Origin of the sequence: Streptomyces sp. ISL-36 (assembly GCF_018614205.1) — a bacterium.
In the GTDB taxonomy this organism is placed as follows: domain Bacteria; phylum Actinomycetota; class Actinomycetes; order Streptomycetales; family Streptomycetaceae; genus Streptomyces.
The window spans coordinates 108664-121240 of record NZ_JAGGOS010000015.1 but is presented as its reverse complement, the minus strand read 5'-3'; the positions used below and the strand labels follow the sequence as shown (position 1 = coordinate 121240).

Below are 12577 nucleotides of genomic sequence, written 5' to 3'. Positions count from 1 at the left end.
CCGTTGTGGGCACGCGCCCCGCCCTGTTCTGTGCCCCCACCCCCGTTGTGGGCATCTGTTCCGCTGGGGCGGAACGGGTGGGCACAACCCACGAGGGCGGTGCCGTTTCAGGCCCCTGTCCGGGGCTCGGAGGGCGCGGCGGCCTGGTCCTAGTCCACCAGGTCCCGGACCACCGCGTCCGCCAGCAGCCGCCCCCGCAACGTCAGAACCGCCCGCCCGACCCCGTACGCCCCCGCCTCCAGCAACCCCTCCGCGAGGGCCCGCTCGGCAGCGGCCAGGCCCGCGGGGCGCAGGAGCTCCAGCGGGCACCCCTCTCGGAGCCGGAGCTCCAGCAGGATCCGCTCCACCCGGCGGTCCTCCGCCGACAGCACCTCGCGTCCCGCTCCCGGCGAGCGCCCTTCCCCGAGCGCCGCCGCGTACGCGCCCGGGTGCTTCACGTTCCACCAGCGCACGCCGCCCACGTGGCTGTGCGCGCCCGGGCCCGCCCCCCACCAGTCGGCCCCGCGCCAGTACAGCTCGTTGTGCAGGCAGCGCCCGGCCTCCGAGGTGGCCCAGTTCGACACCTCGTACCACTCGAAGCCGGCCTCGGCGAAGACCGAGTCCGCGATCAGGTACCGGTCCGCGTGGACGTCGTCGTCGGTCATCGGGACCTCGCCGCGGCGGATCCGCCGCGCCAGCTGGGTTCCCTCCTCCACGATGAGCGCGTACGCGCTGACATGGTCGGGGCCCGCGCCGATCGCCGCGTCGAGCGACGCCCGCCAGTCGTCGTCGGACTCGCCCGGCGTGCCGTAGATCAGGTCCAGGTTCACGTGGTCGAAGCCCGCCGCCCGCGCCTCGGCGACGCACGCCTCGGGGCGGCCGGGCGTGTGCGTACGGTCCAGGACCTTCAGGACGTGCTGCCGTGCGCTCTGCATCCCGAACGAGATCCGGTTGAACCCGCCCTCGCGCAGCTCCGCCAGATACGCCGGGTCCACCGACTCCGGATTCGCCTCCGTCGTCACCTCGGCGTCGTCCGCGAGCCCGAACTCGTCCCGGATCGCCCCCAGCATCCGTACGAGATCCCCGGCGGCGAGGAGCGTCGGCGTCCCTCCGCCCACGAACACCGTCCGTACCGGCCGCGGATCGTCGCCGAGTACCTTCCGGGCGAGGCGGATCTCCTCGGTGACCTGCCCCGCGTAGTTGTCCCGGGAGGCGAGCACGCCGCCTGCACCGCGCAGCTCGCCGGCGGTGTACGTGTTGAAGTCGCAGTAGCCGCAGCGCGTCGCGCAGTACGGCACGTGCAGATAGAACCCGAGGGGCCGCTCGGCCGCCCCTTCCAAGGCGTGCGCGGGCAGCGCCCCGGTCTCGGGCATGGGCTCACCATCGGGCAGTACGGAAGGCATGAGCCCATTGTCCCGTACTGCCCGAGGTGACCCGCTCCCGCTGCCCGAGCCGGGCCCTCGTCCACGGCTTCTACGGCTTCTACGGCTTCTACGGCTACTGCGGCTACTGCGGACCGAGGTGACCCTCTGCGCCGATCAGGCCTCCCGGGCCCCGGCGTACATGTCCTCGATCAGGTCCTTGTACGTACGCTCCACGACCGGCCGCTTCATCTTCAGCGACGGGGTCAGCTCGCCGTGCTCGACGTCGAGGTCGCGCGGCAGCAGCCGGAACTTCTTGATCGTCTGCCAGCGCTGGAGACCCTCGTTGAGACGGTCCACGTACCCCTGGACCATCTCCTGGGTCTGCGGGGCGGCGACGACCTCCGCGTACGACTTGCCCGCGAGGCCGTGCTCGGCGGCCCAGCCGAGGATGGCGGGCTCGTCGAGGGCGATGAGCGCGCTGCAGTAGTTCCGGTCCGCGCCGAGCACCACGATGTTGGAGACGAAGGGGCAGACTGCCTTGAACTGGCCCTCGACCTCGGTCGGCGCGATGTACTTTCCGCCCGACGTCTTGAACAGGTCCTTCTTGCGGTCGGTGATCCGCAGATAGCCGTCGGCGGACAGCTCGCCGATGTCGCCGGTGTGGAACCAGCCGTCGGGCTCCAGGACCTCGGCCGTCTTCTCCGGCAGGCCGTGGTAGCCCTCCATGACGCCGGGGCCGCGCAGCAGGATCTCGCCGTCGTCGGCGATCCGCACCTCGCAGCCGGGCAGCGGCTTGCCGACCGTTCCGGTGCGGTAGGCCTCGCCCGGGTTGACGAACGAGGCGGCGCTGGTCTCGGTGAGGCCGTAGCCCTCCAGGATGTGGATGCCGGCGCCGGAGAAGAAGAAGCCGATCTCCGGAGCCAGTGCGACGGAGCCGGAGACGGCGGCGCGCAGCCGGCCGCCGAACGCCTCGCGGAGCTTCTTGTAGACCAGCGCGTCGGCGACCTTGTGCTTGGCGGCGAGGCCGAAGGGCGCGGAGGCGGTGCCGGTGCGGCGGAAGTTGTCCTGGGTGACCTTGGCGTACTCGCGGGCGACGCCGGCCGCCCACTGGAAGATCTTGTACTTGGCGGCGCCTCCCTCGCGGGCCTTGGCGGCGACGCCGTTGTAGACCTTCTCGAAGATGCGCGGGACGGCCGCCATGTAGGTGGGCTGGACGACCGGCAGGTTCACGATGATCTTGTCGATGCGGCCGTCGACGGCGGTGACGTGCCCGACCTCGATCTGGCCGGAGGTCAGCACCTTGCCGAAGACGTGCGCGAGCGGCAGCCACAGGTACTGCACGTCGTCCTTGGTGACCAGGCCGGTCGCGGCGATCGCCTTGGCCATGTACGACCAGTTGTCGTGCGGCAGACGGACGCCCTTGGGGCGGCCGGTGGTGCCGGAGGTGTAGATGAGGGTGGCGAGCTGCGTGGCGGTGATGGCCGAAACCCGCTCCTTGACGGCCTCGGGGTGGTTCGCCAGGTGGACCTTCCCGCGCGCCTCCAGGTCGGCGAGGGAGAGCACCCAGTCGTCGGTCTCCACGCCCGTGGGGTCGATGACGACGACGTGGTGGAGGCCCGGCAGGTCGCCGCGGCGCTCGCGGGCCTTGGCGACCTGGGCCGCGTCCTCCGCGATGAGGACCTTGGACTCGGAGTCGGAGAGGATGAACGCCGACTCCTCGGCGTTGGTCTGCGGATAGACGGTGGTGGTGGCGGCGCCGGCACACATCACGCCGAGGTCGGCGAGGATCCACTCCACCCGGGTGGCGGAGGCGAGGGCGACCCGCTCCTCCGACTGGACGCCGAGATCGATCAGACCGGCCGCGATGGCGTAGACCCGCTCGGCGGCCTGTTCCCAGCTGAGCGACTTCCACTCGTCCGGGCCCTGGCCGGATGCGGTGGGTACCGGGTAGCGATAGGCCTCCGCGTCGGGAGTCCGCGCCACGCGCTCAAGGAAGAGGGTCGCCACGGAGGGCGGCCGGTTCTCGATCAGGGTCTGTGTGTCGCTCACGACGTCCTCCGGGCGGCGGCATTGCCTGCTGGTGGTGCGATCTGGCGGTGCGTTTCTAACTGGCGAGTAACCTTCGAGCCGGGTTCAGAGTAGATGGCCGAAGTCCGACGCGTAAGGGCCTGCGGGCAGCCGCTTGATACCCGGTTGATAACAGAACGAACGCCGAACGGGCCCCCGCGCAGTCCGCGCGAGAGCCCGTTCGATGTATCTGTCAGCTAAACAGCCGATTGAACCGCCGACTGAACCGCCGATTACTTCTTGCTCTTGCCGCCGGCCGAATCGTCGCTCGACAGCACGGCGATGAAGGCCTCCTGCGGAACCTCCACAGAACCGACCATCTTCATCCGCTTCTTGCCTTCCTTCTGCTTCTCCAGCAGCTTCCGCTTACGGGAGATGTCACCGCCGTAGCACTTGGCGAGGACGTCCTTGCGGATGGCCCGGATGGTTTCGCGGGCGATGACCCGGGAACCGATCGCGGCCTGGATCGGCACCTCGAAGGCCTGCCGCGGGATCAGCTCGCGCAGCTTGGCGACGAGCCGCACGCCGTACGCGTACGCCGCGTCCTTGTGGGTGACGGCGGAGAACGCGTCGACCTTGTCGCCGTGCAGCAGGATGTCGACCTTGACCAGGCTGGAGGCCTGCTCGCCGGTGGGCTCGTAGTCGAGGGAGGCGTAACCCCGCGTCTTGGACTTCAGCTGGTCGAAGAAGTCGAAGACGATCTCGGCCAGGGGGAGGGTGTAGCGGATCTCGACCCGGTCCTCGGAGAGGTAGTCCATGCCGAGGAGGGTGCCGCGACGGGTCTGGCAGAGCTCCATGATCGCGCCGATGAACTCGCTCGGGGCAAGGATCGTGGCCCGTACGACCGGCTCGTACACGTCACTGATCTTGCCCTCGGGGAACTCGCTCGGGTTGGTGACCGTGTGCTCGCTGCCGTCCTCCATGACCACGCGGTAGACCACGTTGGGGGCGGTGGCGATCAGGTCGAGGCCGAACTCGCGCTCCAGACGCTCCCGGATCACGTCCAGGTGGAGGAGCCCGAGGAAGCCGACGCGGAAGCCGAAGCCGAGGGCGGCGGAGGTCTCCGGCTCGTAGACCAGCGCGGCGTCGTTGAGCTGCAGCTTGTCGAGGGCCTCACGGAGGTCCGGGTACTCCGAGCCGTCCAGCGGGTAGAGACCCGAGAACACCATCGGCTTGGGGTCCTTGTATCCGCCGAGCGCCTCGGTGGCGCCCTTGTTCAGCGAGGTGATCGTGTCACCGACCTTGGACTGACGGACGTCCTTCACGCCGGTGATGATGTAGCCGACCTCGCCGACGCCGATGCCGTCGGCGGGCGTCATCTCGGGGGACGAGACGCCGATCTCGAGCAGCTCGTGGGTGGCGCCGGTCGACATCATCTTGATGCGCTCGCGCTTGTTGAGCTGGCCGTCGACCACTCGTACGTACGTCACGACACCGCGGTAGGAGTCGTAGACCGAGTCGAAGATCATCGCGCGGGCGGGCGCGTCGGCCACACCGACGGGGGCCGGCACGTTCTCCACGACCCGGTCCAGCAGCGCCTCGACGCCGAGACCCGTCTTGGCGGAGACCTTGAGCACGTCCTCCGGCTGGCAGCCGATGAGGTTGGCGAGCTCCTCGGAGAACTTCTCCGGCTGGGCGGCCGGCAGGTCGATCTTGTTCAGTACGGGAACGATGGTGAGGTCGTTCTCCATCGCGAGGTACAGGTTCGCGAGGGTCTGCGCCTCGATGCCCTGGGCCGCGTCGACGAGCAGGACCGTGCCCTCACAGGCCGCCAGGGACCGCGAGACCTCGTACGTGAAGTCGACGTGCCCGGGGGTGTCGATCATGTTGAGGATGTGGGTCTTGCCCTGGCCCGTGCCCTCGGTGGGCGCCCAGGGAAGACGGACCGCCTGGGACTTGATGGTGATGCCGCGCTCGCGCTCGATGTCCATGCGGTCGAGGTACTGGGCGCGCATCTGCCGTTGGTCGACGACACCGGTCAGCTGGAGCATCCGGTCGGCAAGGGTCGACTTGCCGTGGTCGATGTGCGCGATGATGCAGAAATTGCGGATCAGCGCCGGGTCGGTACGGCTCGGCTCGGGCACGTGGGTAGGAGTCGCGGGCACGCAGGGTCTCGTCTCGGGGCGATGTCGGATCGATACGTAGGCTCCATGGTCCCATGACTGCGGTGCGGCGCTCGGTTTGGGCGGCCCGGAGAGTGCCTGATACCGTGGACAGCTGTGTCTCGTATGCCCTCTCAGCTTCGAGTCACAGTCTGAAAGATCATCGATTGCCCCCTGCGCCCACTGCGGGCGTGGCGGGACCCCCAGAAAAGGGTTCTTTTTCGTGGCGAACATCAAGTCCCAGATCAAGCGGAACAAGACGAACGAGAAGGCGCGCCTGCGCAACAAGGCCGTCAAGTCCTCGCTCAAGACCGCGATCCGCAAGGCCCGCGAGGCCGTCGCCGCGGGTGACGTCGAGAAGGCCGTCGTGGCTTCTCGCGCCGCCTCCCGCGCGCTCGACAAGGCTGTCTCGAAGGGTGTCATCCACAAGAACGCCGCCGCCAACAAGAAGTCGGCGCTGGCCACCAAGGTTGCCGCCCTGCAGGGCTGAGCTCTGATGTGACGCCGGACGGGACTCCGCGGGCCCTCTCTCCCGCTCCCTTCCCGGCACCCCGGACTCGTACGCGATACGCGTTCGCCACGCGTGTGCGAGCCCACAGTCTTCACGCCGAAGGCCCCGCCGCTCTCCTTCCCCAGGAGACGACGGGGCCTTCGCCGTGCCCCGCCTGGTTGCCTGCCTGCAGGGGCGGGGGAGTGCGACTTCCGTTGCGGAGGAGTCAGCACGACGGGCACGACGGCCTCGCGGCATCGCAGGGGCCTGCCGCGGCCGGGTGACTGTCGCCGACCGGGTCGGTGGGGCGGCCGCCCCACGTCGCTTCGGCCCCCACCAGCCCCCGGCAGGGTTTCGGGAAGGGGCGGGGTGGGGGGATCAACGGCCGACGGACGCTACCGCCGGAGCCTCGCCGCCCGTGCCACCGCGACCACCGCCTTCTCCAGGGCGTACTCCGGGTCGTCCCCGCCGCCCTTCACCCCCGCGTCCGCCTCAGCCACCGCACGCAGCGCCAGCGAGACACCGTCCGGCGTCCAGCCGCGCATCTGCTGCCGCACCCGGTCGATCTTCCACGGCGGCATCCCCAGCTCACGCGCCAGATCCGCCGGCCGGCCGCCCCGCGCCGCCGACAGCTTTCCGATCGCCCGGACGCCCTGCGCCAACGCGCTGGTGATCAGGACCGGTGGGACTCCGGTCGACAGCGACCAGCGCAGCGCCTCCAGGGCCTCCGCCGCCCTGCCCTCCACCGCGCGGTCCGCCACGTTGAAGGACGACGCCTCCGCACGGCCCGTGTAGTACCGCCCGACGATCGCCTCGTCGATCGTCCCCTCGACATCGGCGGTCAGCTGCGAGACCGCCGAGGCCAGCTCCCGCAGGTCGCTGCCGATCGAGTCGACGAGCGCCTGGCACGCCTCGGGCGTGGCCGACCGGCCGAGGGCGCGGAACTCCTGCCGTACGAACGTCAGCCGCTCCGCCGGCTTCGTCGTCTTCGGGCAGGCCACCTCCCGCGCGCCCGCCTTGCGCGCCGCGTCGAGCAGCCCCTTGCCCTTGGCGCCGCCCGCGTGGAGCAGCACGATCGTGATCTCCTCGATCGGCGCGGCGAGGTACGCCTTGATGTCCTTGATCGTGTCCGCGGACAGGTCCTGCGCGTTCCGCACGACGATGACCTTGCGCTCGGCGAAGAGCGACGGACTCGTCAGCTCGGCGAGCGTCCCGGGCTGGAGCTGCTCGGAGCTGAGGTCACGGACGTCCGTGTCGGCGTCGGCGGCCCGGGCGGCCGCCACCACCTCCTGGACGGCACGGTCGAGGAGCAGGTCCTCCTGGCCCACGGCGAGCGTGACGGGGGCGAGGAGGTCGTCGGTCGAAGTCTTTCTGGTGGCCATCGCGTCCCAGCATCCCACGGGCCACCGACACTCCCTCCCGTACCGGAGAATGAGCTGGTGAGCGAACGACACGTACTCGTACTGCCGGACCGCGACGCCGCCGAGGAGGTCGCCGAGGAGCTGCCCGCCCGCTTCGGCGTCGCCGAGGAGCCGCAGCTCGTCAGGGACGCCCTGGCCGGTGAGGACGACGCCGAGGACGCCCAGTGGCTGGTCGTGGTGGAGGATCCGGAGGGCCGCCTGGACTCCGGGGCGCTCGACGCGCTCGCCGCGGAGTACGAGGGCTGGCTGGAAGCCCCGTAGGCGGCGGGGACCGGGGCCGCCCAGAGCTCTGCATGGAGGACGGCGGCGCCAGCAGGAGCCACAGAACGGCCCGTACGGCTCCGGCGGTGGCGGTCCGGCACCACGAACAGCGTGTGGACCATCTGCTCACCCGCTCCCTCCCTTCGCTACGGCCACCAGGTCCCGGCCCGTCCCCACCACCGCGATCGCCCCGTCCCGGTCCGTCCGGAGCACCTCCGCTCCCCCGGCCCTCAATGCCTCCATGGTCCGGGGCGACGGGTGGCCGTAGGGGTTGTCCCGACCGGTGGACACCAGCGCCAGCCTCGGCCGGACCGCCCGTATGAGCCCGGGGTCCTGATGCGCCGAACCATGGTGGGCGACCTTGAGCACATCCACCGGCACCAGCGCCGGGTACGCCCGCAACAGCCCCTGCTGGGCCGGCGGTTCGAGGTCGCCGAGGAGCAGCAGACTCATCCCCCCGGTCGTCCGCACGAGCAGGGTGACACTGGCGTCGTTCGGCTCCGATTCCTCGTGCACCAGCGCCCCGGCGGCCGCCCTGGGCCAGAGCACCCGCCACTCCAGCGGACCGAGGCGCCGCCGTTCCCCCGGCCCGGCCCGTACGACGGGGACGCCGGCCGCCGCGGCCGTCCGCCGTACGAACGCCGCCTGCCCGGGCGGCTCTTCGAGCCCCGTCGTCTGGATCGCCCCCACCGCCCGCCCACGCAGCACCCCGGGCAGTCCGGCGACGTGATCCGCGTGGAAGTGGGTGAGGACCAGGAGCGGAACCCGGTGGATCCCGAGGTCGCGCAGGCAGCCGTCCACCAGCGCCGGATCGGGCCCGGCGTCCACGACCACGGCGGTGTCCCCGCCCGCCGCGAGCACGGTCGCGTCCCCCTGGCCCACCTGGCACATCGCGTACGTCCAGCCCGGCGGCGGCCAGCCGGTGACCCACCGGGTCAACGGCTGCGGTCTCACCACCACGAGCAGCAGCAGAACGGCGCAGCCGGTGGCGACCCTCCGCCGGTACGGCAGATTCCAGGCGCCCAGCGCGACGAGGCCGAAGAGGCATGCCAGCAGCAGGCCTCCCCACCAGCCGCCCGGCCAGGCCGCCTCCGCGCCCGGCAGCGCCGCCCCGGTACGCGCCACGCCGGCGATCCAGCCGGCCGGCCAGCCCGCGACCTCCGCGACGGCCTCGGCGGCGGGCATCCAGACCGGGGCCAGAGCGAGCGCGGCGAACCCGAGGATCGTCGCCGGTGCGACCGCCGCCTCGGCGAGGAGGTTGCTGGGGATCGCGACCAGGCTGACCCGGGCGGCGAAGACCGCGACCACGGGCGCGCACACCACCTGGGCCGCGAGGGCCGCGGCGAGCGCCTCGGCGATCCTGCCCGGCACCCGTCGCCGCCGCAGCGCCTCGCTCCAGCGCGGCGCGATCGTCAGCAGTGCGCCGGTGGCCAGAACCGAGAGGAGGAAGCCGTAACTCCGCGCCAGCCAGGGGTCGTAGAGCACCAGTGTCAGCACTGCCGCCGCGAGCGCGGGGATCAGCGATCGGCGCCGGCCGGTGCCGATGGCGAGCAGGGCGACCAGGCCGCAGGCGGCCGCCCGCAGCACGCTCGGATCCGGTCGGCAGACGATGACGAAGGCGAGCGTGAGCCCTCCGCCGACGAGAGCGGTGGACCGCAACGGAATCCCGAGGCGGGGGGCGAGTCCTCCGCGCTCGGCCCGCATGGCGGCGCCCGGCCGGCCGACGAGAAGCAGCAGGACGATGGTGAGGTTCGAGCCCGACACCGCCAGAAGGTGGGTGAGGTCGGTGGCCTCGAAGGCGTCGCTCAGCTCCGGTTCGATGCGGGAGGTGTCCCCGACGACCAGTCCGGGCAGGAGTGCACGGGCGTCCGGGTCGAGCCCCTCGGTGGCGCGCCGCAGTCCGGCCCGGAGGCTTCCCGCCGTGCGCTGCACCGTGCTGGGCGGCCCGGTGATCCGTGGCGGCCCGGTACCGTCGACCCGCAGCACCGCCGCGAACCGGTCCCCCGGACGCAGCGGCGGCGACAGCCGCGCCTCCACCCGCAGCCGTGTCGAGGGCAGCAGCCTCAGCCACTCCCGCTGAGCCTCCCCCGCCGGAACGATCAGCAGGACCGGTGTCCTCGTCCTGTGCACCGCCCCGTCGGACGTCTCGATCCTGGTCGCCTCGCCGCCCAGGACCACGGAGACCGGGGCTGTCCTGTCGCCCCGGACACGAGGACGGGTGAGCCGCGGATCCGAGGTGACCGTCACCTCCGCGCCCGCCCGGGCGTACTCCGCCGCGAGGCCCGGCACCGGCCCGCGGCTGAGGTCCGCCGCGTGCAGTCCCCCCGATGCGGCACCGGCCGCGGCGCAGAGCAGCACCGCCGCTCCCGCGGTTGCCCCGAGCCACCGGCCCGGCCGGCCACCGGCGGACCGCTCCGTCCGCTCCGTCCGCTCCGTCCGCTCCGTCCGCTCCGAAGCCTCGCCCGGCACGGCCCTGAGCGCCTGTGACCGACGCATCACGGCCACGGCCAGCAGGGCAGCCGCCCCGGCCGAGCAGGCGAGCACCCCGGCGACGGTCCACCACCCGGTGGCGCCCACCGCCAGGGCGGCAGCTCCCCAGGCCGCCAACGCCGGTGGCACCAGCCTGAGATCGGTCGGCCCTTCCTCGTACGGGGTGAAGGGCGTGCCTTCCCGGTTCATGGCCGAACCAGAGGCGCGAGGTCCGCGAACCGGCGCTCACCGATGCCGTTGACCTCGCGCAGCTCGGCGACCGTCCGGAACCCGCCGTGCTCCGTGCGGTGGTCGACGATGTGCTGGGCGAGAACCGGTCCCACCCCGGGAAGGGTGTCGAGCTGCTCCACGGTCGCCGCGTTCAGGCTCAGCGGAGCCGCCCTCCCGCCGGCTGCGGACCCGACACCCCCACCCGCTCCCGCACCCCGACCCGGACCTGGTGCGATCGGCATCGGCAGGCCGACCAGCACCTGTTCTCCGTCCATGAGGACGCGCGCCCGGTTCAGTCCGGTGACGTCGGTGCCCGGCCGGACCCCGCCCGCGGCCCGCAGGGCGTCCGCGACCCTCGATCCCGCCGGCAGGGTCAGCACCCCCGGCCGCCGCACCTTGCCGCTCACATCCACCACGACCTCCGGGGGCGACGCTGCCGTCGGCTCCGTCGAGCCCACGGCGCTCCCGGACGTCACAGGGACCGCGGGAGAAGCGCCGGCCTCCGGCAGCGGCGCCGCGCGCACGATCTCCGGCGCCCTGACGACCTCCGGCCGCCCGGTCCAGAAGTACCGGCCGGCGAAGCCCGCGGCCACCACCAGGACCACGGCCAGCGCCGCGAGCGTCCTCGGTTCGAGGCCGCACCTCGACTGCGCCCATACCGGCAGCCGATCACGCACCGCGAGCCTCAGCCGCTCCCACCGCCCGGGCCCGACCCCCTGCCCTGGGTGTCCGTTCGCTGCCGCGACCTCCGGTTCGCCCCAGGCCACCGCTGACTCGGGCGCCTCGGGGGACTCGGGGGACTCGGCGGGCGGAAACAGCGCGTCCCCCCGGCGCCGTACCGAGGCACCGGCCGTCATGGACACGGCGGACACGCGTCTCACCCGCGCCCGCCGCCGTGCCCTCGCGGGAGGCGAGCCGCGCCCGCCCGGGCGGGTGCGGCCGTCCGAACCGGGCACCCGACCGGGGCCACTGGTCGCCCGGGCGGTCGTCCTTGCGGCGGCGGTCGCTGCGGTCGCCGTTTCGGTCGCCACTGCGGTCGCCATTGCGGCGGTCGCTTCGGTTGCCGGTTCGGTCGTCGTTGCGATTCGTCCTGCTACATGCGTGCGAAGAGCCATGAACAGGACGGTAGATACATCCGGCCGAACGTGCTGAAGCGCGTCAAATTCTCTGGAAAACCAGCAAGTTGTGGAAAACTACGCCACCCCTGAGGGGGATGGACGGACGCCAGAAAGTCGGTCGTCAGCGGGGCGAGACGACGACGGCCAGCAGACCCGGGCCCGTGTGCGCTCCGATCACCGCTCCGACCTCGCTGACCCGCAGCTCCTCGATGCTCGAGATCCGCTCCCGCAGCCGGTCGGCCAGCGCGGCCGCCCGTTCGGCGGCGCAGAGATGGTGCACGGCCACGTCCACCGTGCCCGAACCGGCCCGTTCCACCGCGATCTCCTCGAGACGGGCGATCGCCTTCGACGCCGTCCGCACCTTCTCGCGCAGCTCGATCCGCCCTCCGTCCAGTTCGAGGAGCGGCTTCACCGCGAGCGCGGAGCCCACCAGCGCCTGAGCGGCACCGATGCGTCCGCCCCTGCGGAGGTAGTCCAGCGTGTCGACATAGAAGAAGGCGGAGGTCCCGGCGGCCCGCTTCTCGGCCGCGGCGACCGCCTCGTCGATCGAGCCGCCCGCGTCGACGATCTCGGCCGCCGCGAGCGCGCAGAAGCCCAGTGCCATCCCCACCATCCGGGTGTCGACCACCCGGACGGGCACGGGAGCGTCCTTCGCCGCCAGCACGGCGGCATCGTACGTACCGGAGAACTCGGCGGAGAGATGGAGCGAGACGATGCCCTGCGCGCCGGCCTCGGCGGCCGCCCGGTAGGTCGCCGCGAAGACCTCGGGACTCGGCCGCGAGGTCGTCACCGGCCGCCGCTTCTGGAGCGCCTGGGCGAGCGTGCGGGCGGAGACCTCGGTCCCCTCCTCAAGAGCTCTGTCACCGATGACGACGGTCAGTGGGACCGCAGTGATGCCGTGCCGCTCCATCGTCTGCGGTGGCAGGTAGGCCGTGGAATCGGTGACGATCGCGACATGCCGGGACATGAGCGGGAGGTTACCCGCCGGAGCCACCCCTCGGCAGCCCGCCCCCTCCCGACGACCGGCCGGATCACCCGCACGTCTCCATGGGGCCACCACCGCACCGTGCACACG

General features: G+C 72.0%; 9 protein-coding genes. 2 read left to right on the top strand and 7 right to left on the bottom strand.

The window, feature by feature from the left end; all coding sequences use genetic code 11:
• Nucleotides 1-149: 149 nt before the first annotated feature.
• From hemW to lepA, 3 genes are all read right to left on the bottom strand, one after another.
• Entirely contained in the window at nucleotides 150-1382 is a 1233-nt protein-coding gene (gene hemW, locus J7E93_RS03940; RefSeq protein ID WP_215065809.1) for a radical SAM family heme chaperone HemW, read from the bottom strand.
• Between the two features lie 135 nt (nucleotides 1383-1517).
• On the bottom strand, nucleotides 1518-3392 hold the full coding sequence (locus J7E93_RS03935) for a long-chain fatty acid--CoA ligase (RefSeq protein ID WP_215065808.1): 1875 nt from the start codon (nucleotides 3390-3392) through the stop codon (nucleotides 1518-1520).
• Nucleotides 3393-3643: 251 nt separating this feature from the next.
• Entirely contained in the window at nucleotides 3644-5515 is a 1872-nt protein-coding gene (gene lepA / locus J7E93_RS03930; protein WP_215065807.1) for a translation elongation factor 4, read from the bottom strand.
• A 220-nt stretch (nucleotides 5516-5735) separates the two neighbouring features.
• Between lepA and rpsT the strand changes: the two genes are divergently transcribed.
• Nucleotides 5736-6002 (top strand): 30S ribosomal protein S20, encoded by a 267-nt coding sequence (rpsT, locus tag J7E93_RS03925; RefSeq protein WP_137989361.1) that lies wholly within the window; start codon nucleotides 5736-5738, stop codon nucleotides 6000-6002.
• Between the two features lie 395 nt (nucleotides 6003-6397).
• Here the strand turns inward: rpsT and holA are convergent, their stop codons facing one another.
• Nucleotides 6398-7384, bottom strand: coding sequence for a DNA polymerase III subunit delta (holA, locus tag J7E93_RS03920; RefSeq protein ID WP_215065806.1), 987 nt, complete (start codon nucleotides 7382-7384; stop codon nucleotides 6398-6400).
• Between the two features lie 54 nt (nucleotides 7385-7438).
• Between holA and J7E93_RS03915 the strand changes: the two genes are divergently transcribed.
• A complete protein-coding gene (locus tag J7E93_RS03915) occupies nucleotides 7439-7684 on the top strand; it encodes a hypothetical protein (RefSeq protein ID WP_215065870.1) in 246 nt (81 codons plus the stop codon).
• A 126-nt stretch (nucleotides 7685-7810) separates the two neighbouring features.
• Here J7E93_RS03915 and J7E93_RS03910 read toward each other — a convergent pair whose 3' ends face one another.
• From J7E93_RS03910 to J7E93_RS03900, 3 genes are all read right to left on the bottom strand, one after another.
• Nucleotides 7811-10363 carry a ComEC/Rec2 family competence protein gene (locus J7E93_RS03910; RefSeq protein ID WP_215065805.1) on the bottom strand — a complete coding sequence of 851 codons (2553 nt, stop codon included), beginning with the start codon at nucleotides 10361-10363 and terminating at the stop codon, nucleotides 7811-7813.
• A complete protein-coding gene (locus J7E93_RS03905; protein ID WP_374105354.1) occupies nucleotides 10360-11256 on the bottom strand; it encodes a helix-hairpin-helix domain-containing protein in 897 nt (298 codons plus the stop codon). The genes J7E93_RS03910 and J7E93_RS03905 overlap by 4 nt, the downstream gene beginning before the upstream one ends.
• Before the next feature lie 367 nt (nucleotides 11257-11623).
• Nucleotides 11624-12469, bottom strand: a complete 846-nt coding sequence (locus tag J7E93_RS03900) for a DegV family protein (RefSeq protein WP_215065803.1) — start codon at nucleotides 12467-12469, stop codon at nucleotides 11624-11626.
• Nucleotides 12470-12577: the final 108 nt, after the last annotated feature.

Coding starts and splice junctions, on each gene's coding strand:
- holA (WP_215065806.1), bottom strand. CDS start 7,384: ATGGCCACCAGAAAGACTTCGACCGACGACCTCCTCGCCCCCGTCACG.
- J7E93_RS03900 (WP_215065803.1), bottom strand. CDS start 12,469: ATGTCCCGGCATGTCGCGATCGTCACCGATTCCACGGCCTACCTGCCA.
- J7E93_RS03910 (WP_215065805.1), bottom strand. CDS start 10,363: ATGAACCGGGAAGGCACGCCCTTCACCCCGTACGAGGAAGGGCCGACC.
- hemW (WP_215065809.1), bottom strand. CDS start 1,382: ATGCCTTCCGTACTGCCCGATGGTGAGCCCATGCCCGAGACCGGGGCG.